Consider the following 25,476-nt stretch of genomic DNA (forward strand, 5'->3'; position numbering starts at 1 on the left):
CCCCCTCACGTCGTGACCTTGCCAGAGCGGCTTCATGACGTCAGACATCCGACAAAACAGGGCGCACCTCATGACTCGCAATCTTGCGACCTTCGACAATGCCATGCGCGTCGCCGGCGCGCTGGCCGACGATCACGACCGCGACTATGCGCTGGTCCGCACGGGCGATCCAGGCCGGCCCTATGTGGTCGAGGCGTTCGCCAGTCAGCCCGGCATCGTCGCCCTGATCTGCGCCGATCCCGAGATCGCGTTGCGCTGGGTGTCCTCGGTTACCGCAGAGGTCTACCCGCTGTGGGAATGATCGCGCGCCTTTGCCTGGCAGCGGTGCTGTTATCCAGCGCGGCCGGATGCAGCCGGCAGCCAACTTATGCCGGCGAGCCTTGCGTCATCACCGTTCACCTGGATCGACCGGACGCTGCCCGCGCGCGCGGGCCGGGCCGGGAAGGGGTGCGCGGTCCTTGCGCGGGAGGCAGCGCCACCGGCACGCCCCGCAATGATGACGACGGCGCGGGGCACCAATCCGCTGACGGTGAAGTCGCTGACGCCTGAAAGTCTCAGTGTACGCTCCCCGGGTGTGGAGAAGGGGCAGGGGCTGTCGTCGCCGTATGGGAGCCATGCGGAGCGGAGGCGGGCAGGGGATCGCCCAGGCGCCATGCGCGATGCGTGACACCGATGGTCTTCATCAGCACGGCAACCGCATCGTCATAGGCGGGATCGGGCAGGCTCCGCGCGAGATGGATCGCCGTGGCCTCGCTCCCGGTATCGGTCAGCGTCAGGCTCGCGATCGGCGTGCCGGACACGAGGTTGTAGCGCAACCCCTTCACGAACCGGCGCCGGTCGCTCACCGCTTTGGTCACCAGCGCCAGATCCTCGACACTCTCGTAGGGCAACCACGCACGCGACACCGGCATCACCGCGCTCTCGATCAGCTGCGGCAGCCCGGACGGACTGATCGCGAAACTCGCCGCGATTATCAGGTGCCCCTCGCGCTCGTCCGAGCGCCATAGCTCCTCTTCCACCGCGAAACGCTTGTGAAAGCGCCGCGCCATGTCCTCGTCCATCAGGAAGGGCCAGTCCGGCAGATGCCGGATCATGATCTTCTCGCCATAACGCGCGGGCTCGATACCCTTGACCTCGTCGATCAGGATCATGATCGCGTCCTTCGACGCCCGCGCCGGCTGCAGCACGCCAAGGCGGCGGCCCGCGATCGCGTCCCGATCGTCGAGACGGAATGTCTCGGGCACGTAGAGCACGTCCCCCAGCGCCATGCCCCGCGCCTTGCAGCCGTGGGCGGCCTGCAGCAGCTGGCGGCGCACGATGTACCAGTTGCGCTTGCCCGCCATCCGGGGATGCCAGTGGGTGAGCTGCGCCCGGTCCCACAGGTAATGCAACAGGCCCCGGATTGTCAGGCGCTGCCCGGTCGCCTTCACGTCCGGCTTGTCGTTGGTCAGCGCCGCCGGCGCGGCGCGCGCGGCTCCGCGCGACAGCGGGAACGCGAACCGCAAGGTGATCTCGCCGGTTTCCGCATCGTCGAGGATGGCGCTGCCGCGGACCTGGCCGAGCCCGGTCAGGTGATCGGGGGCCTCGTAGTGATCGCAATGCGGCGCGTGCAACGCGCCGGTCCCCGGCCAGCGCGCCAGCACATGCTGGTCATGGCGCCGGGTGATGTAGAGATCGAGATCGGCATCGCGCCGGCACAGGCAGCGCACGCGCTCCTTCTGCGCATAGGCGTGGGCGAGCATGGCCTCGAAGCCCTGCTCGCCTTCCGCCATTTCCCGATCGGTTATGTAGTAGCGCTGCGTCACACGCCCTCCGCGATGCCCTGCCACTGTGGACCCAGATCGAAGGTCTGGTCGAACAGCCCGAGTGGGCCATCGGCTCGGTCGCTGACGTAGGGCTCGGGTTCCTTCGTCACCGGACGCCCGGCCTTGCGGGCGGCCTCCCACTGGTCGTCCCGTGCGCGTAGCAGGGCGACGAGCCATCGCAGGTCGGTGGCGATCGCGAACGTATGGCGGCCCGCCAGCGTGTACCACAGGCAGCGCTGGTAATCGTTGCGATCGTCGCCGAGGATCTCGGCCAGTTCGCGCTTGCCATCGGGATCGCCCGCAAGCAGCCGGTCGATAGTGCAGCACAGGGCATAGGCCTCGACGAGCGCGGCCTGCGGATCGACGCCCACGCTGGCGCCGGCGAGCGCTCGCCGTTCCCAGCAGGTGTCCGGATCGTCGCGGACCTCGATCAGGCCGAGATCGATGTTGAGGTTGTGAAGCCAGTCGTGTGTCATTGCCAATATCCCTGTCATCGGTTGAATCCGCTACAAGGCACGCAGGCAAGCCTCTGCCGCGCACCAAAGCGGATGGTGTGATCGGTGTTCCGGAATGCTGGCGAGGCGTCGCTCGCCGATGACTGGCCGAAGGCCCTGGCTCTGAGATGATACCCGAAGGGGACAGTTTCCGCCGGCTAGCGACGGATGTTTGTTCCCTACCTGTACCGAATAGGGCGGGCAAGCCGCAGCGTGGCCGCGCAACCGGAATGGATTGGAAATCGGGAGGCGAAGGGCTGCTTTCGCCCGCTACGAACGGGCGAGAGCAGTCGCCCCAGTTTTGGGTGAGTGACTGATCGATAGTTCGCATCGCCCCCCGTGCGAAGCGCCTTGCGTGTCCACATTCTTCCACTATATTGAGACGAGTGAACAAGCCCATGACCCTCAATGTCCGCATCGGCGGAGCGCTGAGCGATTTCGTCGCCACCAATGTCGGCGACCAGGGTGCCTATGAGAATGTCAGCGAATATGTCCGCGACCTGATCCGCCGCGACAAGGAGCGAACCGAAGCCGAGCAATTCGACCGGCTCAAAGCTGAGCTGACCCGGGCTTTCGCCGCGCCCCAATCCAGCTATGCGCCGCTCGATGCGGACGCGGTGATCACGCGCAACCGTCGGGGCTGACATGACCGGCTTCACGGTCTCCGCGATAGCCGGACAACGCCTCGACGAAATCTACGCCTATACTCGCGACACCTGGGGGGAAGCGCAGGCGGAAACCTATGTGCGGGGGCTCTTCGGGTGCTTCGACCGTATCGTGCGCCGCGATCAGGTCTGGCGCGCGATACCGGCCGAGTTTGGTGTGGACGGCTTCTACTGCCGGCACGCGCATCACTACATATATTGGCGCCAGTTCGCCGATGGCACGGTCGGCATCGCGACGATCCTGCACGAGCGAATGCACCAGATGGATCGCTTCCGCGAGGACAGTGCGCCCTGATCAACCGCCCGATGGAACGGCTATCGCCGCGACACCGGACGTTTGGGCCCTTGGTCAGGGCATCGGAACCGGCCATACATTCATCTGGCTGCTGTAATGCCGAAAGACTTGGGCTGGGACTTTACTGCCGTTTGCAAACCCGGTGGCGAGGGTCGGCTTCCGGCAGAGGCAGACACAAATAATGTGCCGCCAACGACTGCGGCGAACTCGACGGACTACGCGACGAGGATAGGAGGGTTACTCGTCTGAGGCTGACTCTTGGGTGGCCTCATCTGCTATCCGATATTTCTCTGCCATGCTCTGTGTGACGGAGAAGCGCGGCAGACCACCGAAATTCGCTTTGATGAATTGTCCAGCCTTTGGCGTCTTCGCCCCCACGAAGTTCTGAGCATGGCCGACGGTAGCCCGGTTCTGTGTGAGAATGAGTTCCCGCTGTGGCCGCGCCACAAGCCGATCGGCAAATGATTTCGTGCCAGCAGCCACAAACCAAACGTCTGGAGCAATTGGTAGCCCGATATAAGATGATGGATCGCCAAGCCAAGCTGCCTTTCTTGGCACATCGAGAGGCCAATCCGAAATCCAGAGTTCTCTCGAATTTGAGGTCTTTAGTACGCGCCAATGCATGTTGATTAGCGTCGATCCACGTTCGTGATCGTCGATTGCGTGCCTCAGTATTTTCATCTGCAGGTCTTGAACAGCAACCGGAGGAAGCTCCTCGCCTTCGCCATCGGCCTCCATGAGTGGGCGAGCCCGTTCAGCTTGGAGCGCTACGGCCTCGCGTAAGCCGAGTATGTCGAGCGGGGTCCGGAAGATCAGCGACATGATAAACCGTGCCCACTCGGTGCATTCTTGGTCGCTCAGAGCATCGACTTCACCCCGAAGCAGGCGCGCATGAACATTGGCCGCAGCGTTATCGATTCGCTGCATGAAGATCGTTTCCATTTGCTGCGCATGCTCGGAAGGAAACCCCTCGGTTTTGTAGAGATCACGGCCGAAGCAGACGCCTTTTGGTGACTTTGGCTCGCAATGAACGTCGCCGCGCCAATCTCGATAATAGCGAAGCAACTCACCACCCGTTGCCCATTCGTCCAACAAAAACTGTGGGATAAAATGGTGGCGCCACGGCGGATTCTGTATCTTCGATTGCATGTCCATTGGCTCTCGTTGTTTACCTGCCGTTGTAGCATGCAGCTTGAGCCTCTTGGGATTCGGCTGCTGTCCGGCCTCTGGGCACTTAGGACCAATTTAGCCATGAGCACTTTCAGGCCTCGGCTGCGGAATGGCAAGAGTTGGTCAAAATTGACCGTTGCTCGCTTACAAACCGGGCCTATGGCGACCGGATTAGAAGGTGGGCTTGTCGGCCTTCGCCCTTCGGAATTGATCCGAGCGAGCCGCTACCACGAATTCAGCGCATACCCGACCCTCTGCTCCAAGAAGTCGAACCAATTGTTCATGTCAGGAGTGCCGGTGCCACGAGTGCCAAGACGTTTTTCAATGCGGATGAACGCTTCGCCCGGAATGCCGGTTTGCAGAGAAAGGGTTTTGTTAGGTGTGCGTCCTTGAAGGGTTTCATACAGCCAATACTCGAAGGCAATTTGCTCGGCATGGGCTTCGAATTCCAATGGGCAGCCGTAGTATGCTCCGAGCCACTCATCACTATGTGCCGAAGGCATTCTAGTATTTTGCCAGTTCCGTTGACTGCTTGCGGCCGCATCAGATGCTAGTCTATCGTGTTTTCGCTGAGCCATGTGAGTCATCTCGTGGCACAAAGCACCGCCGACAATGACGACGATGTCGTTTTGTGAGTAGCCAGCAGCCGCTTTGCCGTCACCGATCTCCAGCCCGACGCCCGTATTTCCAGACCACGCCTTAATCGCAGTCGGATCATTCCAAGCCATCTTTGCGTAGGAATTAGGCTTGGATGCAGCCTTAAGCGTGAACATGGAAGAAGGGAAGATAGAGGGCGTTGTGAGGGTGGCATAGTCGCTGCCAAATTTGAGACTGCTAGCTACGGCATCCTTGACGATCTCTTCCGCCACCGTTTTAATCGACAGCAACTTGGCTTTGGGAGTGATATGCATACCGCGCATTACCGCAAAGCACCTGATTTGTCAGCAATATATAAGGTTTTAGACAATCCGGAAGTTTACCAGATTGGCAATAATTCACCTTATTTAACAGATCGCTGCCTACTGGCGTCTGAGCGTTGGAAACCGTCTGTCCTTTGCGATGTTGAGCAGGGTGTCCAGCCCGCATAGGCAACTCCAAGCCTCGCTTACGCTGCCCCGTTAGCCAAAAGCCATGGTCAATAATGCACAGCCGCGGTTCGAAAATCTACGCATATGAAGCGGCCGGTCGGTAAGTATAAAGCATCCAGAACAAGACTACGGGCGGCATGGCCGATTAGCCCACTGCCAGAAGTCTATCGGGCGACGGACCGGTTTTGGTTGCCTTCTACCGGAGGCGAACGCGGCATCGTGGGACAAGTACGAACCCGCTGGCGCGGGAGTGGCGCTTGTTTTGAGGCCTGGCCAGTGATCGGCGGTCTGGGTCTAAGTTGAGGTCTGGTCCAGGTAGGCAGACGATTGCGGCTCCTTTCAACCAAGGAGTCGTATCATGACCAATGTTCTGTCTGATGCTCCCGTCACTTCCCTGCGTCAGCGCATGATCGAAGACATGAACATGCGCCGGTTCACGCGTAAGACCCAGTTTGATTACGTGCGGCATGTCGCGAGGTTCGCTACATATCTTGGGCGGCCTCCCGATACTGCGACGGCAGAAGAGCTCCGGCAATTCCAGGTCGAACAGCGTGAGGCGGGCATAGGGATCCCGACCATGAACAGCATCGTTTCTGCGCTGCGTTTCTTCTTCACGCATACCATTGATCGCCCGGATCTGTCCCGCAAGCTCTACACGGTCAAGAATCCGCGCTCCTTGCCCATTGTCCTCAGCCGCGAAGAGGTCGTGCTTCTCCTCGGCGCGACCAACTGCCTGAAGCACAAGGCTGCACTGTCCGTTGCCTATGGCGCTGGCTTGCGCGCCGCCGAAGTGACGATGCTGAAGGTCCGCGATGTCGACAGCAAGCGCATGCTCCTGCGCGTGGAGCGCGGTAAAGGCGGGCGCTATCGCAATGCGCTCCTGCCCGCTGACCTTCTTGCCCTTTTGCGCGAGTGGTGGACGGTTGGCCGCAAGCAAGGCGTCATGCACGCCGATGGCTGGCTGTTCCCGGGCATGCACTATCTCAAGCCGCTTAGTACCAGGCAGCTCCATCGGATCGTTGTCGATGCTGCCGAGGCTGCGGGTATCAAAAAGCGGGTCGGCCCTCACACTCTGCGGCACAGCTTCGCCACGCATCTGTTGGAAGACGGCGTCGATATTCGGATCATCCAGGCGCTGCTCGGGCATGCGAACCTCGAGACCACCGCTTTCTACACCACGGTCGCAACCCGAACGGTGCGCGCGGTCATCAGTCCGCTGGACACGTTGACGACGCTGCTCGAGGCGCAGGTGGCTCCTCCCGGCTGAGCCGGTGCGCGCCTCGCTCGAGGTCGCCGATATCTTCCGTAGCGCCGGGCTCGCGTATCGCGCAGCCCATGCCGGGCATCTCAGCCTTGGCCAGCTCAAGGTCATGACGGCCATCGAGAATTGCCGCACCGCCGCGCTGGGCGGCCACGTCGAGGCCTGCGACGATTGCGGGCATTGGCAGATCGCCTACAACTCGTGCCGCAACCGGCACTGTCCCAAATGTCAGGGCGCCGCCGCGCGCACCTGGCTGGCGGCACGCGAAGCTGACCTGTTGCCGGTAGGCTACTTCCACGTGGTGTTCACCGTGCCTGCCGAGATCGCCGACATTGCCTGGCAGAACAAGGCGGTGGTCTATGATCTGCTGTTCCGCGCTGCTGCGGACACCATGCTGACCATCGCCGCCGATCCCAAGCACCTCGGCGCGCGGGTCGGGATCACCGCTGTCTTGCACACGTGGGGATCGGCGCTGACCCACCACCCGCATGTGCACATGATCGTACCTGGCGGTGGCATCGCGCTCGACAGCACGCGATGGATATCATCGCGCCCCGCGTTCCTACTGCCGGTGCGTGTGCTGGGCGCCTTGTTCCGCCGGCTGTTCCTCACCCGCCTGCTGGCGCTGTTCGACGCCGGCAAGCTGGGCTTCTTCGGCACCCTGGCTGACCTCGCGACACGCAAGGCCTTCCTGCGGGATCTGTCGCCGATCCGGAAAAAGCGCTGGGTGGTCTATGCCAAGCCACCCTTCGCCGGACCGCAGGCCGTGTTGGCCTATCTCTCGCGCTACACCCACCGCGTTGCCATCTCGAACCGGCGGCTCATCGGCTTCGACGAGACCGGCGTGACGTTCCGATACAAGGACTATCGCCGCGATGGCACCGAACGCCAGCAGGTCATGACGCTGGCCACCGACGAGTTCATCCGCCGCTTCCTGATCCACGTCCTGCCGCGCGGCTTCCACCGCATCCGGCACTATGGCCTGCTCGCCAGTTCAACGCACAAAGAAGCCATGGTGCTGGCCCGCAAACTGCTGGGCGTCGCCGCGCCGCTTGAGGAGACCGACACCGAACCCGACGAACCGCCCGATCACCGGCCGCCATGCCCTTGCTGCGGCGGGCATATGACCATCATTGAGGCCTTCACCCGCTGGTGCCAACCGCGCGGGCCACCCGCGCCAGCGCCGCCCGCCCGGAGAAACACGTCATGACCCGGCATGGCTTACCCCGCATGATGGCCGCGGACACTGCGACCCGGCCCATGGGTGTAGGTGTGCCAACGCCGCCAGCACCGTCAAAATTGCGCTCGTTGCCAGCAGGATCAGCGGCGCTACGAGCACAATGGCCAACTGACTTCTATGCTGTTCCGCCCGTCACGGGCTGGCCGGTAGGCTCGCTTCAGTCACCCCAATCCACACCAATGTCCTTTTACCCATAGACCTGTGCGAGCCTCACTGCGGGTCGTACTTGTAAGACTTTCGTACGCCTGCCGGCGCCCGAAACCCTTCGACGAAGCCGTCGTTCCCGCTTCGCGACGCAAATTGCGGTTCTGGGCGAAAGCAGACGCTCCGCCTCGCACGGATGTTGTGCTCGAATGACTGAACCAACAGCCGACTGCCGGCTTTCACCCGAATTGATCAAGATTCAGGTGACATTTCTTATATTTCAGGCCGCTGCCGCAATGACAGGGGGCGTTCCGCCCGGCCAGCGCGGGCCGCGGTGCGGCGAGGGTCGTGACTGGGCGCTTGATGATCCTATCGGCGGCGCGTTCGGCCCGGCTATCGTGCTTCCAGGGAAACTCGACCTTGTGCCCGAAGCGCAGCGTTCCGCCGGGTGCGATAACGATACCATACCAGCTGTCCGCGCGACCGCGGTACTTGCGCGCGCGCATGTGGTCGTCGATCCTGGCCAGACTGTTGGCGTCGGTGTCAGCGTTGCAGTGTATGGCGATGCCCGATCCGCCGAAGCCGAGTACGAAGTTCGACTCCCCCCGCCACCCGGCCTTCGCGACCACCGTCTCCAGGTTGTCGCGCAGTTCCGTGATGCCATTCTCGGCGAGCTGATAGGCGAGCATGACCGTGTCGGTCAGCGTGCCGGTCGGGTTCGCTTCGATCGCGCGAATGAGCCTGTCCAGTCTCGATCCGGCGATTACGGTGAGCACGCCCCTAGGCGTCCGCGCGCCGGGTTGACCCATTCTCCGCACACCCATTGCGATCTCAATGTCGGCCGCGAAGTCGTCCTCGAACACGACCATGTCGTGCTCCTTCTCCAGCCACAGATTGTATTTTAGGTGGTAGGACAGCAGCGTGATCTCGTGATGGATGAGGACCTTCGGTCCGTGGATCGCGCGCAGCTCGAGATAGCTCAGGAAGCGGATCGGCCGCTCGAGCATCTCGGCCATAACGTCCAGCGTGAAGACGTCGATGACGAGCGGGGCGAGGACCTTGGGCTCTTCCCGACGCACCAGGAACTGGTCCGTCTGGAAGGCCAGCGCCGGGTAGTGGTCCGACACCAGGCACACCGGGAACACCTGCGAGATCCCGGGTGGGATCTCGATCGTTGTGCCGTCGGCGGTGCTGAAGCGAAGCGAACGGTCCGACAGCGCGGCGGAGCAGTCCATGGCTTGATCATAGGCGTCCTGGACCGCGCCCTTGAAGTCGCCGCGCAGCTGAAGGTCGTTGCCCTTGCGCGCGGCGAGAGTGAGGCGCTTCGACTTGGCCTGCAGCACGATCGCCCGGTCGGCGAACAGCACTAGCACGTCGATCTCGCCGACGCGGTCGCCCTTTGCGCGGTCGACGTTCACGCCCCTGTGCACCCGGGCCGGACCGAACACTCGAGACAGGCGATCGACGGCGAACGCCTCGGTGAAGTCGCCGCGGTGGTCGGACATCGCCGGTCTGTAGGGCTTGTCCTCGAACATCCAGTAGAAGGGCGACTCGTAGACGGCCTCCGCCAGCGCGTTGAAGTGGAAGAGCAGGTGGCGCCCGTCGCCCGTCTCCAGCACCGGCGACCCGTTAACGGCGTTGAAGTCGCTGATCGTGGCGAAGGTCGGATTTCCGCGGCCCACCGGCAGCGTGAATGCGTCGATGCAGGCGCTCGCGGTATCCTCGCCGAGGCCGGCGACGGGAGCGATCTCGGCGGCGGTCAGCGTGAACGCCTCGAGAAGGCGCGGATCGCCTGGCGTGTTTGCGCCCGCCGCCATCGCGCCAGAGACCTTGCCGTTCTGGATGTCGGCGGCGGCCTTAGCGAAGGCGACCATATCGGCGATTCCGGCCTTCCGATGCTTCTTCAGCCAGGGGTCGTCGGCCGCATACTTCTCGATCGCGAAGTCGCAGTTCTGGAATGAGAAAGCGCCTTCGCCGCCATAGAAGATCGGCTCGCGCATCGCACCGCCGCTTTCCCAAGGGTTGGGCGGGGTCTCGCCGGCCTCGAACGCCGCGAACATGCCGTCGAGCGTCGGCGCGCCCATGCACCGGTGCAGTTCCTCCATCAGGGCGTCGGTCCGCTTGACGAGCGCGTCGACGTCGGTGGGTGCCGGAGCGGCCAGATCGCCACCGGCGCGCACCATTAGCCCGATGAGCGTGGACATCTCAGTCCGGATCAGCCGCGACCTCGAATAGAGATGCTGCATGTCCTCGGCCTTCATCCCGTCGCGGCGATGCCACACGAAGTTGTCGCGCACGCACAGGAAGGCGATCACGTGTGCGTAGCCGGGGGTGGCGGTCAGTTCCGCGATCTCGTCGAACACCTCCTGCTCAGGCCGTCGCGTGGGAACCCGCGGCCGCACTCCGCTCTCCGCCGACCCGTCGGCTTGCGTCGTCGGTGCTGCCAGTTCACTCATCGCCTTGCTCCCAGTGGGCGAGGCCCTTCGCGACCATTTTCCGGGCGAATCCCGGTCCGTCGCCGGTGAGATGTCCGCCATCGTCGCGCCGGTTGCCGTCATCGACATGGAAGGTGACTGGGATCGGACTGCTCGAGATGATCTCCTGTCCGATCCCCTGCTTAATGTAGTCGCCCCTGCCCTTCGGTCCGTCGAGATACATATTGGTGACCACGAAGTGATCTTCGTCATAGCGGTCCGCGCCTTCGATGTGCCTGAAGGTGATGCTGCCAATCAGTTCGGGAGGGGTCGCGAGGGTCCTGACAATCGCCTCGTCGTCGTCGGTCCATTCGATCTCGACGTCGCCCTTGTTCTTTGTCGTGAATATCCATTTGCTCATGAAGGCACTGTATCAGAAGCTGTAGTTCACGCGCCATATTGGAGCGCGTTGTTCGCGAAAAGTGTGCCGTGCGCGCGACGCCGGCCGACCGATTCCCGCTGCCGAGTTCGATGACGATGGCGGCCAGCAATGCGTCTCGATCATCGTGTGATTGCGTCGCGATCATCAAGTCCCTTGGCATCTGCTGTCGGTCTGTCGAATGACCGCGCGGCCCCGCCTCTGCGCTCGGCAGTATTCCAACTTGCGAATGGCCAGTCGGAACGTGAGCCGACATTCCCGCCAATGCAATCGAAGGGCATGAGTTGGTCGCCTGCCGCCTGTGCGCTGTGATGGAAAATGCCGCCGCAAGAGGAGATGTTGCAGGGCCTGGAGGCCGGCCACGAAACCGCTCCTTCGTTCATCTTCTGGGGAGAGGCGGCGAGCGGCGGCTTACAACGAAGCCGTAAGCATCGCCGATCGGCGCCAATGGCGGGGCAGCGGACGCTCCGCTATCTAATCCGGCAAATTCTGCCCCAGCAAAACCACCTCGCTGCCATCTGCGACCAATGCGTTGCCGTCAAAAGTTCTCAGCCCGAAAATGGGATCGCCTTGTGGGTTATGAATATGTGCCTCGGCTTGAACGAGAATGCTTGGCCGATCGCCGTCTTCTCCGCGCCACAAAGCGTACTGCGGGATCAAAACGTCAAGAGCGCTAAGGCTGCGCCCCTTGCGACGATTGCTGGCAGAAAACCGCGTTACCTTGGTCAACGTCATCCATTTTCGCGGATCGACCTGCCAGAAAACCTTGGGTTGGGAGCGATGGCCAATTCATGAGGCTATGAATTACGCAAAAAACGAATGGCCGCAATGTTATCGTGTCCGCCAAGCCAGGTTTTGCGCGGGGATGGCGATAGCCTTCGCCAGCGTGGCGGCGTCACGCTCCGCCTTAAGAGCGGTCATTCGACTGATAGGCGCTGCTCCCTGAAACCTGCCCATTGTTAATCAGACATGCACGGCAGGCGCGACTGAAAGCGCATCTTCGTAGTTATGCGTGAAATCCTCGGGCGGGAGTGGAGCCCAGAGGTAGAAGGAATTGTCTATGGGCGGCGATGTAGGTTCCCACGATACGCCTTTGGGAATGTAATCTATGTCGTACGAATATTCCGCATAGCTGCCCCACGGGTCGCGGGCGTAGTAGAAGTAGTTGGAGCCAAGCACATGGCGCCCTAGGCCCCAGCCATGTTCATATCCTGCAAGGTGCATCTGTGCGGCGCCCCGGCCGATGTGATCGATCGACGGGACATCCCAGCTCGAATGATGCAATCCTGTTCCGCTGGATTTCCCGAAGGCGATCAAATGATGATCGGATCCATGCCTGGCGTGGGTGAACGCAACGACATCCCCGGATTTGTCCGAAAGCCGCAAACCCAGGGCGTTCGCATAGAACTCTACCGCAGCCGGTACGTCGGGCACGAGTAGGAGGATATGCGACAGGCGCGATGGGTGGACCGGCGGTTGCGTTCCTCGCAATGGCGCATTGCGGCACCCTGCGGGGCTGGGAAGCTGGCCGTTGCCCTCCTTGGCGTCCGGCGTTTTCTTGCCGCCCGCCTTGATCTGTATCGGCACACCATTCAAATCGCGGAACCAAAGACCGCCGTTGTCCGGTGCGTCTTGCGGGGCGTCGATCCGATCGATGTCCAGCTTGTTCAGCCGATCCTCGAAGTGGGGCAGATCTTCGGTATAGGCCGCGAAACTCAAATAGCGCAGCCGTTTTGACGGCCCCTCGCACAACCTAGCCCACATATGCGGTGAACCGAAGGTATGGAGTACGAGCGCCCCGCCTTCTTCCTTTACGTCCAGGCCAAACGCCTCAAAGAATCGCTTTGCTTCGTCTAGGTCGGGCACGGTTAAGGCAAAATGGTCGAGCGAATGGATGCCTGCCGCTTCCGGCTGGGAAAGCACCGCCCCGGTCACCATGTGCCTCCCGCGCTCTGGGCGCTTTCGTCGGCCCATTGGTCGATGATGCAAGGCGCTGCGTCGAACAAGCTCATGTCGTTGACGATGAAGTGCTGGCCAGCAACGGCTGCATCCATCAGGTTGCGCGCCAGGATGCTCGGCCGGCGCAGCGAAGAGGAAACCGAACTGAACGCCGTAACCGCAACATCGCGGCAGATCTGGTGAGTCCAGGTCGTGACCTGCCGAATTTGCTGAATCTCGGTTTCGGTCAGCGGCTGGTTCGCATTTGCCTTGCGGTCGGCATTGGCGAAGAGTTCATAGGCGCGCGCGCGGGCCGCTTGAAATATCGCTTCGTTCCGAACGAAGTCGAGCTTGAAGGTCGGCGTGTCCGCAATGGACGCGGTGGCATAGAGGCGCTTCTTCAAACTTGCGGCATGCGCGGCTTCGTGAAGCGAGCGCCTGGCGATTCCCAGCGCCACACCTGTATGCCCGGCGCAGACCGAAACCAGGGTCCCGATCGTTGCGGCGCGTGATGGCCGCATCGGTTCGGTCCAGTATTGGTTGAAGGTCCAATCCAGGGGAAAAGTCTGCTCGGCAACTTCATAGTCGAAACTGCCCGTCGCCTCCATTCCCGCAACATTCCAGTTGCCCAGGATATTGACCCTGTCCGCGGGCAAGAAGGCACCGACCACGCGCGGCTGGCCATCTGCCTGCATCACCGGCTTGCCGCCGTCCTGCAGCACGAAGGCGGAAGACACCCAGTCGGCATGGGAAACACCGCTACCGAAACTGTAACGGCCGCTGCCGGTGTAAGCGTCGCCCGTCTGCACGGCCTTGCCGGTCGGTGCGTAAGTGGCGCTCATGACCGGCAGGCGTGCGCCGCCGAACATCCGCTCGACGTGAGCATCCGAACAGAAGGTCGCCGCGACCATGGTGGCTATGCCTTGTGCGGCGAGCGACCAGCCGGTCGATGAATCCGCGCTCGCAACCTCTTCGGCCAGCGCGGTGAACTCACTGATGCCCGTGTTCACGCCGCCGATGGATTCGGGCACCAGCAGCCAGTAGAGTCCCGCCTCGCGCATGGCCTCGACCACGTTCAGCGATGTGGCGCCGGCATTTTCCGGTTTGTCGGCTTCCGACTTTATAAGATCACGAAGCGTTGCCGCGCGCGTTGCGAACCGGGCGCTTCGTTGAACAGGAAGGTTGGTGCCGCTGTCCGTATCGAGAACCAATGTGCCCACGATCCATCTCCTTGTTTTTCGCGGTTTGCCCTTGGTCATATGGGTGGCCGCCGTTGTCGTATTCGTTTCACTGGAGGTGCTCGCCCGCGGTCGTGGGCCTGGTGCAATTTCTCTCTCTCACGCCGCGAGTCGGCATCTAAATAGGACTTGATTTAATATGATACAAGACAGTATCGTATCAACATGAAAAGCGAAAACCGCCGCCTTTGGAGCGCAGATGACAAGCGGTTCGCGCGCATGGCTGAAAAGAGGGCGCAAATCCTCCAGGCCGCGCAGCGCGTGTTTCTCCGCAGTGGGTATGAGCGCGCGAGCATGGATGCGATCGCGCAGGAAGCCGGTGTGGGGAAGATGACGGTGTATCGTCAGTATGCCGACAAGCGCACACTGTTCATTGCCTGCATGAATGATCAGTGCCGTGAAATGCTCATGCCGGATCGTTATGAAAGCGCGGATTCGCTAGACGAAGCGAAGGCGATGCTGATCGACTACGGTCACGTCGCCATGAATCTTATTACGCGCCGCGACATCGTCATGCTCTTCCGGATGATGATCGGTGAGATCAATCATTTCGATGGCTTGGGAGGCGTGTTCTATCAGGGCGGCCCTGGGCAGGCGATTTCGGTGATCGAAAGGATCCTGGCCAAGCTATTTAGCCCTGAGGAAGCGCGATTGCGCGCCGGGGCGTTCTTCTGGGCGGCGCTGGGGGATGCGTATGAGCGCGTCCTTCTTGGTGTTGTCAGCGCCGACGAGGTTTTGGCGATCTTCAATAGCCAGATCGAACTGGCGGCCGAAATCGTGGTGCGCTGAACCCGTCGGCAATATTCGGGAAGAGGATGATCAATGGAAAAGATGCTAAATGGAAAGGTGATCCTGCTGACCGGCGGGGGCGGGGGAATCGGCTCTGCTGCCTGCGCCGTCCTGGCCGAGCACGGCGCGCGCCTTGTCGTGAGCGACATTGACGAGACGGCAGGGGAACGGGCCGCCGAAAGTGTCCGCAGCGCGGGTGGCGAAGCCATCTTTCTGGCAGCCGATCTCGAATCCGAAGCGGCGATCACGCGACTCGTGGATGAAACACTGGCGTACTACGGACGGCTTGACGGGGCGTTCAACAATGCGGGGGTGGAGCAGAGCAATGTTCCGCTCACCGAATTGCGGCTGGAACAGTGGGAACGTGCCTTGCGGATCGACCTCACCGCCGTATTTCTATGCATCAAGCACCAGGTTCCGGCGATGATGCGGAGTGGTGGAGGAGCGATCGTCAACACGGCTTCCGGCCTTGGCCAGATCGCGATCGCCAACGCCGCCGAATATGTCTCCGCCAAGCACGGTGTGGTGGGGCTGACCCGCGCTGCCGCTGTCGAGTTTGGAGCGAGAAACGTCCGCGTGAACAGCGTGTTGCCGGGAATTGTGGAGACCGACCTGATTTCACGCCTGGCAGAGCAGCCTGAGTTCAAGGCATTCCTGGGCCGGGCGAAGGATCGCCATGTGATGGGGCGGTTCCCCACGCCGCGTGAAATCGGGGAGGCCGTGGCCTGGCTGCTTTCGGACCATGCCTCTTTCATCAATGGCGCCGCGATGCCTGTCGATGGTGGTTATCTCGTCAACTAGGCCGTAAACGCGGCGGTAACACGAAAACGGCTTTTGATCCCTGCGGCGAACCGCCGGCCGAAATCGCGGAAAGGCAAGAAGGATGCACCTCGACGGGATGGATCTCAATTTGCTGGTCGCGCTGGATGCGCTGCTCAGTGAACGGAGCGTGACACGAGCTGCATCTCGGCTTTGCGTCACCCAGCCCGCGATGAGCATTGCGCTCAGCAAATTGCGGACGCAGTTTTCCGACCAGCTTCTGGAAAGGGTTGGTCGCCAGATGGAGGTGACGCCGTTCGGCCAGCAACTGGCCGATTCCGTCAAAGAACTTATCTTTGAAATTCGTTCGGTGCTCAATCGGCAGTCCGAATTTGATCCGGCCACCGACAGCCGGAATTTTCGTCTTCTGATGTCTAGTTCGGTCGCCGAGATTTTCGGGAATCCGGCCATGCGCAGCCTCAGGGATGCGGCGCCCAATCTCCGCTGCCAGATCGATATCTTCGTGACGGCAGGTCTGCTCCGGCGGCTTCAGGATGGTGAAATCGATCTGGCCGTGCAGCTTTACGAGCCCGGTTTGTGGGATCCGATCACCGATCTTGAATCGCTGGCCAGCGAGCCCTTGTTTCGCGACGAATATGTCGTCGTCGTCGATCAGTCGAACCAATGCTTCCGCAACGGGGTGAGCTTTGAGGCCTTCTGCGCTGCCGACCACGTCGAAACACGGTTCGGGGGCGACTTTCGCAGCACGGTCGAGCGCACCTTGAGCACGATGCCGGAACGACCGCGGACCCCGCTTCTCGTTTCGACATACGCGCTGGCGATCGATGCATTGATCGGCACATCGATGACGGCCGTCGTGCCGCGCCAGGTGGCGGAGAGGTCGCCGCACTCCGGCAGGATCGCCATCTTCGAGCCGCCTTTCAAACTTGCGCCGCTCAATCACAAGCTCATCTGGCATCGCCGCAACGAGAACGATCCCGCGCACATCTGGCTGCGCCATTTCCTAAGAGATTTCTCGCGATCATCCGCCTTCATCGGCCATTGATATTCCACGATATGCCTGATGGTGAAACGCCCCCGGCGGGGTTTGCGCGGCGCTGATCGCCCGCATGTAGGCGCCGCGCGTATTCGATAATTCTCTCCAATACAGACCATAAGAAATAACAATTTTCGGTCATTCTCGCCGTGGTTATTTGTGAGTCAGCCAATGACTGCTCCCCGTTTTACAGGATCTGGCATTCATCGCTTCGATCAATTCAGTTGACCTGGAAAGATGACTCATGACGGATTTGGAAAATATTGCGGTCCCTTGCCCGATGCTGTCGCTGAAGGCTGCGCAGAAGATGCTGGCGGCGGGTGTGAGCGCGGCCGAACAGATGGGCGTGCCCATGTCTCTTGTGGCGGTCGATCGATCGGGGCACGTCAAAGCCGTTGCCCAAATGGATGGTGCAAGCGTGCTGCCTTATCAGGTGGCTTTCAAGAAGGCCTGGACAGCCGCCGCTACCGGCGCGCCGACCACCGGCGTACGCGCCTTCATTGCCTCCGACGAAGGCTCATCTCTTTCCATGCCTCACCTTGCAGACTTCTCGGTGATTGATGGCGGCGTGCCGATCCTGGTGGACGGGGTTTGTGTCGGGGCTGTCGGCGTGAGTGGCGCCACCGCGGAACTGGATTTGAAGGTCGCCGAAGCCGCGATCGCCGGCTTGCAGGCCTGACGCATGTTTTCCCTCAATTGGCAGGTTTCGCCCCGCGAGCACGGGGTCACGATCGAGCGCAACGTCAGGGTCGAGATGTCGGATGGCGTCCACATCTCGATCGATGTGTTCCGCCCGAAATCGACCGGCCGCTTTCCGGCAATCGTCGGCGTCCACGCCTATGATCAAGCCATGCAATCGGCTCCGTCCATTCCCAAGGCGATCAACCTGCCCAATGCCCAGGCCGAGGCCGGCGATCCGAACTTCTATGTTCGGCGTGGCTATGTCCATGTGATCGTCAATGCTCGCGGAACGGGGCAGTCAGAGGGCGTATACGCCCATTACAGCCCGCGTGAGGTTGACGATGTCGTCGAAATCATCGCCTGGATCGCAGAACAATCCTGGTGCACGGGCAACGTGGGCATGTTCGGCGCATCCTATTTCTCGGTTTGCGCCAAGCAGGTTGCAGCCCGCAATCCCCCCGCGCTCAAGGCCGTGTTCGGGCTGTACGGCTACAACGATTTCTATCGGGACAAGTTCTATCACGGCGGCATCCTCGCCGCCGGCTTTCTAACGAGCTGGGCCGGGCATCTCGACGGATCGAGGATCAAGGGCTGGTCCCGCGATGCCCTGGGCGAGGACGAGTATCAGCGCCGCCTCAAGGATCTGCGTGCGGACCAGGATCTGATGACGGTTCCCGCCCTGGCGAATGCGATCAGGGCGCCTGAGGAGGGCGGCAACCCGCTCATCATAGACGTCCTCATCAACGCGCATGACGGGCCCTATTGGCAGGAGCGCAATCCTCGCCTGGAGGACATCGAGGTTCCGATGATGATCGGCGCCTCCTGGGACATGTACATGCTGCATTTGCCGGGTGAGTTCAGGGCATGGGAGAAGCTTTCGGCGCCCAAGAAGCTCATCGTCGGGCCGCCGATGTATCTCGATCGACCGATCTACCAGTATGCTCTGGAATCGCTGCGCTGGTTCGATCACTGGCTCAAGGGTAACGACACGGGCTATCTCGATGAGCCTGCGGTCAATCTCTATATGATGGGGAGCGGCGGGAACTGGAAACAGAGCCATTCCTGGCCGCTGCCGGAAACGGTCTGGCAGCCATTCTACCTCCACTTCAAGGGCCTGTTGTCCGAGCATGAGCATTGGCCGCACGAGGGCGGCACCAGCTATGAGGATAACCGTTACAACGAGCGGGGCGGCATCTTGTTCACCACGCCGCCGATGGTCGAGGAAACCGAAGTTGTCGGACCGCTGACCGCAACGATCTATGCATCAAGCACCCAGCCCGAACTTCTTCTGTTTCTCACCCTGTGGGAGATCGCGCCTGATGGAGATCGCAAGCTCCTGACCCGCGGCTGGTTGCGGGGGAGCATGAGGGAATGCGACGAAGATCGATCGAGGCCGTGGCTTTGGCATCATCCCTTTTCCGGGCAAGCCGCACTCGCTGCCGATCGCCCACATCGTTTCGATATCAACCTGATCCCGACGGCGAATGTGTTCAAGCAGGGATATCGCCTCGCGCTAGGCGTGAGTTCGAGCGACACTGATCGATCGGATTCCTTCTTCGATCGGTTGGGCAAGGGGCACGTCGTGCAGCAGCGCCCCTCCTGGGTGACCATTCATCACGATGCAGAGCACCCCTCGGCCCTGTTTGTGCCCATCGTGAAGGGCAATCGCATCGGAACATACATCTCGGAGGCTGGCGACCTCAACGATCAGCCAAGATTCTGATCAGCGATTACGCATAATACGACAAATTACTTTCCTTAGTATTGTCAGATCAACGATAATAGTGATGCATAAATATCAATAATATGACGAATTTTTGTTCGTAATTTTCCACAGAATGAATTCGTTTTAGCCGAATTTGAAAATCTCAAAATCATTTGGAAGGGGAGGCTGCGATGGTCTGGAAGCGGACATTCGCTTGTTGTGTATCGGCTCTGGCTCTTGCCTGCGGCAACGCGGCGTTCGCTCAGGAGGCTCCGCCGCCGCAGGCGGACGCGGCCGATGGCCCCCAGGATAGCCAGGGCGTTCAGGACATTGTGGTGACTGCGGAGAAGCGCTCCACCCTGTTGCAAAGGACGCCCGCTGCGATCACCGCGATCATGGGGCAAACGCTTGCGGAACGCGGGGTCAATGATCTTCCCGCCGCGCAGGCACTGGTGCCGAGCGCGCGCTTCCAGATCGAGCAGCAGTCTGTGCAGGTATTCATTCGCGGAGTGGGCGCTTCGCTCGATTTCGCGAATGTGCAGCCCGTTGTCGCGTTGAACCTGAACGGCGTGTCTGTGCCACGCGAAGGTGCGAGCGCGGGCTTCCTCGATGTCGCCCAGATCGAGGTGCTGCCGGGGCCGCAAGGCACGCTTTATGGCGGAACCGCGATGGGGGGCACCGTCAACATCAACTTCAACCGCCCCGTCGATCACTATCAGACGAAGCTCACGCTGGAGGGCGGGAACTACGCATTTTTCCATGTGACCGCGGTTCAGAATATTCCGGTCTCGAAGGACCTGGCGATCCGGGGCGCCGTCGATTACGCCGGCCATAGCGGCTACCAGCAGAGCGGCGCGAATTCCCAAAAGGACTTCGTCGGCCGACTTTCGGCACTTTACACACCGTCCGACAATGTATCCCTACATCTTTGGGGATCGGCCGCGACAAAGGATGGCCATCCGATCAACGTTGTCACGCGGTCATTCGATGTGGCGACCGGGGGTTTGAGCAACGGGGCCTACCTTCATCCGGGCGACCCCTGGGATGACACGCGCACCGGGGCGCTGGCTCCTCTGGCGCCGTTCGGTGCAATTACCGCACAGGACCAGCGTTACAAAAACTATTCGGTCGGCGCCCAGCTCGATGCCCATTTCGGCAGCACCACGCTGACCTCGATCACATCCTATCAATACATCGATTCAGACCAGAAATTCTGGCTGACCTCGATCCCCGCGGAAATCACTGCGCGCTACAAGCAGGTTTCTCAGGAATTCCGCCTGCTCGGAGAGGCAGGCCCCCTGCGCTGGCTGGTAGGGCTGTATGGATCGCGCCTCACCAATAGCGGAGCGTTCGCCCTGTTCGGCGGCGGCGTCTATATCAGCAATGTCGCGCGTGATCGCCTCGATAACCTTTCCGCATACGGTCAGCTAACCTATTCGGCGAGCGACAGCCTCCGCTTCACGGCGGGCGCACGCGCCAGCTATTTCAAGCGTGAAGGCGCGGGCCTGGGTTATGACGGCGTGCTCTACGATTTTGGCAAGAGCTACCGGCACGTCGATTTCAAGGTGGGGGCAGATTACGATATCACGCCCAAGGTGCTGGCCTATGCCGGCTTCCAGACCGGATACACGCCCGGCACGTTCAACGAGAAGGCGAAATCCGCCACGTTTGACAATGCGGTGAAGCCATCGACGCTCGATGCATTCTCGGTGGGGGTGAAGTCCCGGTTCCTGGACGATATGGTTCAGCTGAATCTGGAAGGCTATTATTACATATACAACGACCTGCTTCAGCAGAGCTATGATATCAGCGCGGCGTTCAACCCGATCTTCAACGCCAAGCGCACGGAGATTTACGGTGTGCAGGCTGATCTCATCGTAAAACCCGCTTCCGCCGATCAGTTGAATCTCTCGGTGGGTTACCTGCACGGCATCTACGAGGATTTCGTCCAGCCGAACGGTGCAAGCTACAGCGGCAATTCGATCGCATTCGCCCCCGCATGGACGGTCACCACGGGCTATTCGCACGATTTTGCCCTGCCTTCGGGCTATATCCGCGCGCGCGCCGATGCTCGATATGAATCGTCCTATTGGGGGGATTTCGCGCACGTGCCCGGCGATCGCCTCGGCAACTTCATGCTCGCGGACGCTTCGCTCACCTACTACAGCGACAACAATCGCTGGAGCCTGGGTATCTGGGGGAAGAACCTGTTTGATAAGGCCGTTCCCGGATCGTCGGCCTTGGGCGGTATCCCCGGTCCCACCGCCACGCAGCTTGGTCCTCCCCGGACGTTCGGCGCCCGGTTGACATTCAACTACTGATGGATCTGGGCCGAAGAGCCGGTTTCGCCCGGCCCTCCTAGCCACGAGGACGAAGCACATGGCTGGACGTCTTGCAGGAAAAGTTTGCCTAATCACCGGAACGGGCGGGAGCATTGGCCGCGCCTCGGCGGAAATGTTCGCGCGCGAGGGGGCCAAGGTGGTCGGATGCGACATCAACGCGGAAGCGGCGGAGGCCTGCGTCAAAAGCGTCCGGGATGCGGGGGGGGAAGTGGTCTCGATCCACCCTTGCGATCCGCGCGATCCCTCGATGTGTCAGGCGCTGGTGGATTGCGCGCTTTCGCATTTCGGCCGGCTAGACGTGCTCTTCAACTGTGCGGCGGATGCCCATTTTGCGTGGCTTGACGATTTAACGCATGAGAATTTCGCGTACACGCTCGATGCGGAAGTCAGCATCGTCTTCAATCTGACGAAAGCCGCGTGGCCGGCCCTTGCGGAGCGGGGCGGGGCGATCGTCAACATGGCCTCGGCATCAGCCTGGATCGGATATGAGGCCTTGCCCGGCTTGGCGCATTCGGCGGGCAAGGGCGCGGTCCTTTCAATGACTAGGCACTTTGCCATGGAAGGGCGCCATCACGGCATTCGCGCGAATTCGCTTTCGCCTGGGCTGATCGAAACCGGTGCGACCAGGGATCTGTTGCAGCATCCCGATTTCAGGGATCCCATGCTGACGAAAATCATGCTGGGGCGGCCCGGTCTGCCGGAGGAAGTGGCCGCTTTGGCGGTCTTCCTCGGTTCGGACGAAAGCTCGTTCATCACGGCGACCGATATCCGCATAGATGGTGGGACCACGGCCTGGTAACCTCGAACAAATTTCCGGAGCGTTTCTATGAAGCTTTTGCGTTATTCCGAAGGCGGCAAGGTGCATCTTGGCGCCCTTGAGGGTGAAACGATTATCGATCTGAGCCCGATCGAATCCGATTACCCCACCATGCTGTCGATCGTTGCCGGGGGCGATGCGGCACTGGCCCGGATCAGAGACACTATCGCAGCACGTGAACATACCCGCCCCAGTGCAGGCACGCAGCTTCTGGCGCCGATGGAGCGGCCGGGAAAGTTTCTCGCGATCGGCATGAACTACCGCAAGCACATTGCCGAATCCGAACAGCTCGGCGTACCCAAGCCCCAACAGCAATACTGGTTCAACAAGCAGACGAGCTGCATCGCCGGCCCTTTTGACGATATCGTCAAGGGGGTTACCGAAAAGCTCGACTACGAGGTTGAGCTGGGCGCGATCATCGGCGCGCCGGCCAAGGGCGTAGGCGAGAACGATGCGCGCCGTCACGTGTTCGGTTATCTGATCTGCAACGACGTAAGCGCCCGCGATTGGCAATTTCATTCGCCGACCTTCACGATGGGCAAGTCATTCGACACGCATGGCCCGATCGGTCCTTGGATCGTGACTGCCGACGAGATCGACGATCCGCACAATCTGGCGCTGCGCTGTTTCGTCAACGGCAAGCTTCGCCAGGAAAACAACACGTCGGAGATGGTGTTCAACCTCTGGCAGCAAATCGCTTATCTTTCGACGGCCTTCACGCTCGAAAGCGGCGATCTGATTGCGACCGGCACGCCCGAAGGCGTTGGCGTTGCCATGAATCCGCCTAGCTTTCTCCAGCCGGGAGACGTGGTGCGGTGTGAGGTTGATGGCATTGGCGCGATAGAAAATCGCGTCGTCGCTTGAGGCCAGAATATCAGGCACAGGCTAAAAGTCGGAGCAGTACGATGGCGCAATATTTGAAGCGCGGGGCGAGTGCTGAGGCAAAGGTGGATGCGGATCGCCGGGTGCGTGACGTGGTGGAGGCGGCGCTGGCGGACATCGAGCGTCGCGGGGATGCGGCGGTGCGCGAGATGAGCGTGAAGTTCGACGGGTGGGACCGTGAGGACTATCGCCTGTCGCAGGCCGAGATCGACGCGGCGGTGGACAGCCTGACGTCGCAGGAGCGCAAGGACATCGAGTTCGCGCAGGCGCAGGTCAGGAACTTTGCCCGGATCCAACGCGAGAGCGTGAAAGATGTTGAGGTGGAGACGCTGCCCGGCGTGGTGCTGGGCCACCGCAACGTGCCGGTGAACGCGGCGGGGTGCTATGTGCCGGGCGGCAAGTATCCGCTGCTCGCCTCCGCGCACATGTCGGTGATCACCGCCAAGGTGGCGGGGGTGAAGCGGGTGATCACCTGCGCGCCGCCGTTCCAGGGCACGCCTGCGCGCGCGATCGTGGCGGCGCAGGCCATGGCTGGGGCCGATGTGATCTACGCGCTGGGCGGCATCCAGGCCATCGGGGCGATGGCGCTGGGCACGCAGACGATCGATCCGGTCGATATTCTGGTGGGGCCGGGCAACGCCTTCGTGGCCGAAGCCAAGCGCCAGCTGTTCGGCCGGGTGGGCATCGACCTGTTCGCCGGGCCGACCGAAACCCTGATCATCGCCGACGAGGTGGGCTGTGATCCCGAACTGGCCGCGACCGATATCCTGGGCCAGGTCGAGCACGGACCGGACAGCCCCGGCGTGCTGCTGACCAATTCGGAGAAGCTGGCGCGCGCGACCATGGTCGAGATCGAGCGGCTGCTGCAGATCCTGCCCACCGCCGATCACGCGCGCAAGGCGTGGGACGCCTTTGGCGAGGTGATCGTGGCCGACAGCTATGAGGAGATGGTCAGCATCGCCGACGCGATCGCCAGCGAGCATGTGCAGGTGATGACCGCCGATCCCGATTACTTCCTCGCTAACATGACCAATTACGGCGCGCTGTTCCTGGGCCCGCGCACCAATGTCAGTTTTGGTGACAAGGTGATCGGCACCAACCACACGCTGCCAACGAAGAAGGCGGCGCGCTATACCGGCGGGCTGTGGGTGGGCAAGTTCCTCAAGACCTGCACCTATCAGCGCGTGACCAGCGATGCGGCATCGGCGTTGATCGGCGAATATTGCAGCCGCCTGTGCGCGCTGGAAGGCTTTGCCGGGCATGGCGAGCAGGCCAATGTGCGTGTGCGCCGTTATGGCCATCGCGAGGTGCCTTATGCCGGGCAGGCCGAACCCAGCGAACTGACGGTGGCCTGATGGCGGAAGCGCTGCCGCAAACGCCCTCGTTCCGGCTCGACGGGCACCGTGCGCTCGTCACCGGGGCGGGGCGGGGCATTGGCCTCGCCTGCGCGGCGGCGCTGGCGCAGGCTGGGGCCGAGGTGACGCTGGCCGCGCGCACGGCACCGGAGATCGAGCAGGCCGCCGCCGCGATCGGGCCGAATGCGCGGGCGTCAGTGCTGGATGTGTCCGATCTGACCGCGGTGGCCGCGTTCTTCGAGAGCCGGCCTGCGTTCCATGTGCTGGTCAACAATGCCGGCACCAACCGGCCCAAGCCGGTGTGGGAGGTGAGCGAGGCCGATTACGACGCGGTGCTCGATCTCAACCTCAAGTCCGCGTTCTTCGTGGCGCAGGCCTGCGCCAGACGGATGATCGCCGATGGCATCCAGGGCAGCCTGATCCACATGGGCAGCCAGATGGGCCACGTCGGCGGCCCTGGCCGCAGCCTCTATTGCGCCAGCAAGTGGGCGCTGGAAGGCATGAACAAGGCCATGGCGCTCGACCTTGCCCCCCACGGCATCCGCTCCAACACGATCGCCCCCACCTTCATCGAAACCCCGATGACCAAACCCTTCTTCGAAGACCCAGCCTTCAGGGCCAGCGTCCTCCAGAAGATCAAGCTCGGCCGCCTCGGCACCGTCCAAGACCTCATGGGCGCGGTTATCTTCCTCGCCTCCGACGCATCATCCCTCATCACCGGAGCCAGCCTCATCGTCGATGGCGGGTGGACCGCAGAATGACGTAGCCTCTCAGGCTAACCGCCCGTGCTGAGCACCCCATGGTAAAGTTGAAGCGTCTTTCTGACTGTCCCAACTCGTTGAACGAGCGGCGGAAAGTTTGCGCAATCCGGCGCGTAGCTTGCAGACCTGTCCCCATA

At 61.6% G+C, this 25,476-nt stretch carries 24 protein-coding genes; 16 read left to right on the top strand and 8 right to left on the bottom strand.

The window, feature by feature from the left end; genetic code table 11:
• Positions 1-70 precede the first annotated feature (70 nt).
• Positions 71-301 carry a hypothetical protein gene (locus NMD1_RS00250; protein WP_125953113.1) on the top strand — a complete coding sequence of 77 codons (231 nt, stop codon included), beginning with the start codon at positions 71-73 and terminating at the stop codon, positions 299-301.
• A 253-nt stretch (positions 302-554) separates the two neighbouring features.
• Here NMD1_RS00250 and NMD1_RS00255 read toward each other — a convergent pair whose 3' ends face one another.
• Positions 555-1,805: a DUF1173 domain-containing protein gene (locus NMD1_RS00255; protein ID WP_125953114.1), complete on the bottom strand. Its 1,251-nt coding sequence runs from the start codon at positions 1,803-1,805 to the stop codon at positions 555-557.
• Positions 1,802-2,281, bottom strand: a complete 480-nt coding sequence (locus NMD1_RS00260) for a hypothetical protein (protein WP_125953115.1) — start codon at positions 2,279-2,281, stop codon at positions 1,802-1,804. Before NMD1_RS00260 ends, NMD1_RS00255 begins: the two co-directional genes overlap by 4 nt.
• A gap of 416 nt (positions 2,282-2,697) precedes the next feature.
• On the opposite strand from NMD1_RS00260, the gene NMD1_RS00265 reads away from it, so the two are divergent.
• Positions 2,698-2,943: an addiction module antitoxin gene (locus NMD1_RS00265; RefSeq protein ID WP_125953155.1), complete on the top strand. Its 246-nt coding sequence runs from the start codon at positions 2,698-2,700 to the stop codon at positions 2,941-2,943.
• Position 2,944: 1 nt separating this feature from the next.
• The gene (locus NMD1_RS00270) at positions 2,945-3,259 is read left to right on the top strand and encodes a type II toxin-antitoxin system RelE/ParE family toxin (RefSeq protein ID WP_125953116.1); all 315 of its coding nucleotides are present in this window, start codon (positions 2,945-2,947) and stop codon (positions 3,257-3,259) included.
• Between the two features lie 237 nt (positions 3,260-3,496).
• On the opposite strand, the gene NMD1_RS00275 is transcribed toward NMD1_RS00270, so the two are convergent.
• The gene (locus NMD1_RS00275) at positions 3,497-4,414 is read right to left on the bottom strand and encodes a DUF4238 domain-containing protein (RefSeq protein ID WP_125953117.1); all 918 of its coding nucleotides are present in this window, start codon (positions 4,412-4,414) and stop codon (positions 3,497-3,499) included.
• Between the two features lie 239 nt (positions 4,415-4,653).
• Positions 4,654-5,340: a hypothetical protein gene (locus NMD1_RS00280; RefSeq protein WP_125953118.1), complete on the bottom strand. Its 687-nt coding sequence runs from the start codon at positions 5,338-5,340 to the stop codon at positions 4,654-4,656.
• Positions 5,341-5,875: 535 nt separating this feature from the next.
• Between NMD1_RS00280 and NMD1_RS00285 the strand changes: the two genes are divergently transcribed.
• The gene (locus tag NMD1_RS00285; protein WP_125953119.1) at positions 5,876-6,784 is read left to right on the top strand and encodes a tyrosine-type recombinase/integrase; all 909 of its coding nucleotides are present in this window, start codon (positions 5,876-5,878) and stop codon (positions 6,782-6,784) included.
• 4 nt (positions 6,785-6,788) lie between these two features.
• Positions 6,789-7,988: an IS91 family transposase gene (locus NMD1_RS00290; protein WP_125953120.1), complete on the top strand. Its 1,200-nt coding sequence runs from the start codon at positions 6,789-6,791 to the stop codon at positions 7,986-7,988.
• A gap of 413 nt (positions 7,989-8,401) precedes the next feature.
• Here the strand turns inward: NMD1_RS00290 and NMD1_RS00295 are convergent, their stop codons facing one another.
• Together NMD1_RS00295 and NMD1_RS00300 are read right to left on the bottom strand one after the other, a co-directional pair.
• Complete coding sequence (locus tag NMD1_RS00295; protein ID WP_125953121.1) at positions 8,402-10,618, bottom strand: SEC-C metal-binding domain-containing protein; 2,217 nt, start codon at positions 10,616-10,618, stop codon at positions 8,402-8,404.
• On the bottom strand, positions 10,611-10,997 hold the full coding sequence (locus tag NMD1_RS00300; RefSeq protein WP_125953122.1) for a hypothetical protein: 387 nt from the start codon (positions 10,995-10,997) through the stop codon (positions 10,611-10,613). Before NMD1_RS00300 ends, NMD1_RS00295 begins: the two co-directional genes overlap by 8 nt.
• 354 nt (positions 10,998-11,351) lie before the next feature.
• Between NMD1_RS00300 and NMD1_RS00305 the strand changes: the two genes are divergently transcribed.
• Positions 11,352-11,810, top strand: a complete 459-nt coding sequence (locus NMD1_RS00305; RefSeq protein WP_125953123.1) for a hypothetical protein — start codon at positions 11,352-11,354, stop codon at positions 11,808-11,810.
• 168 nt (positions 11,811-11,978) lie between these two features.
• Here the strand turns inward: NMD1_RS00305 and NMD1_RS00310 are convergent, their stop codons facing one another.
• Together NMD1_RS00310 and NMD1_RS00315 are read right to left on the bottom strand one after the other, a co-directional pair.
• The gene (locus tag NMD1_RS00310) at positions 11,979-12,953 is read right to left on the bottom strand and encodes a VOC family protein (protein WP_125953124.1); all 975 of its coding nucleotides are present in this window, start codon (positions 12,951-12,953) and stop codon (positions 11,979-11,981) included.
• Positions 12,947-14,173 carry an acyl-CoA dehydrogenase family protein gene (locus NMD1_RS00315; RefSeq protein ID WP_158453829.1) on the bottom strand — a complete coding sequence of 409 codons (1,227 nt, stop codon included), beginning with the start codon at positions 14,171-14,173 and terminating at the stop codon, positions 12,947-12,949. The genes NMD1_RS00310 and NMD1_RS00315 overlap by 7 nt, the downstream gene beginning before the upstream one ends.
• Positions 14,174-14,356: 183 nt before the next feature.
• Between NMD1_RS00315 and NMD1_RS00320 the strand changes: the two genes are divergently transcribed.
• The 10 genes from NMD1_RS00320 to NMD1_RS00365 all read left to right on the top strand — a co-directional run bounded on the left by NMD1_RS00320 (position 14,357) and on the right by NMD1_RS00365 (position 25,339).
• Entirely contained in the window at positions 14,357-14,980 is a 624-nt protein-coding gene (locus NMD1_RS00320) for a TetR/AcrR family transcriptional regulator (protein WP_125953126.1), read from the top strand.
• A 33-nt stretch (positions 14,981-15,013) separates the two neighbouring features.
• On the top strand, positions 15,014-15,781 hold the full coding sequence (locus NMD1_RS00325) for a glucose 1-dehydrogenase (RefSeq protein ID WP_125953127.1): 768 nt from the start codon (positions 15,014-15,016) through the stop codon (positions 15,779-15,781).
• Between the two features lie 82 nt (positions 15,782-15,863).
• Complete coding sequence (locus NMD1_RS00330) at positions 15,864-16,805, top strand: LysR family transcriptional regulator (RefSeq protein WP_125953128.1); 942 nt, start codon at positions 15,864-15,866, stop codon at positions 16,803-16,805.
• A 235-nt stretch (positions 16,806-17,040) separates the two neighbouring features.
• Positions 17,041-17,475, top strand: coding sequence for a heme-binding protein (locus tag NMD1_RS00335; RefSeq protein WP_199558027.1), 435 nt, complete (start codon positions 17,041-17,043; stop codon positions 17,473-17,475).
• Between the two features lie 3 nt (positions 17,476-17,478).
• Positions 17,479-19,200, top strand: a complete 1,722-nt coding sequence (locus tag NMD1_RS00340) for a CocE/NonD family hydrolase (RefSeq protein ID WP_199558028.1) — start codon at positions 17,479-17,481, stop codon at positions 19,198-19,200.
• 317 nt (positions 19,201-19,517) lie between these two features.
• Positions 19,518-21,503, top strand: coding sequence for a TonB-dependent receptor (locus tag NMD1_RS00345; RefSeq protein ID WP_158453830.1), 1,986 nt, complete (start codon positions 19,518-19,520; stop codon positions 21,501-21,503).
• Between the two features lie 58 nt (positions 21,504-21,561).
• The gene (locus NMD1_RS00350; RefSeq protein WP_125953130.1) at positions 21,562-22,323 is read left to right on the top strand and encodes an SDR family NAD(P)-dependent oxidoreductase; all 762 of its coding nucleotides are present in this window, start codon (positions 21,562-21,564) and stop codon (positions 22,321-22,323) included.
• Between the two features lie 27 nt (positions 22,324-22,350).
• Positions 22,351-23,205 carry a fumarylacetoacetate hydrolase family protein gene (locus NMD1_RS00355; RefSeq protein WP_125953131.1) on the top strand — a complete coding sequence of 285 codons (855 nt, stop codon included), beginning with the start codon at positions 22,351-22,353 and terminating at the stop codon, positions 23,203-23,205.
• Between the two features lie 41 nt (positions 23,206-23,246).
• Complete coding sequence (gene hisD / locus NMD1_RS00360) at positions 23,247-24,578, top strand: histidinol dehydrogenase (RefSeq protein ID WP_125953132.1); 1,332 nt, start codon at positions 23,247-23,249, stop codon at positions 24,576-24,578.
• Positions 24,578-25,339, top strand: coding sequence for an SDR family NAD(P)-dependent oxidoreductase (locus NMD1_RS00365; protein ID WP_125953133.1), 762 nt, complete (start codon positions 24,578-24,580; stop codon positions 25,337-25,339). The genes hisD and NMD1_RS00365 overlap by 1 nt, the downstream gene beginning before the upstream one ends.
• Positions 25,340-25,476: the final 137 nt, after the last annotated feature.

Source organism: Novosphingobium sp. MD-1 (genome assembly GCF_001014975.1).
In the GTDB taxonomy this organism is placed as follows: domain Bacteria; phylum Pseudomonadota; class Alphaproteobacteria; order Sphingomonadales; family Sphingomonadaceae; genus Novosphingobium.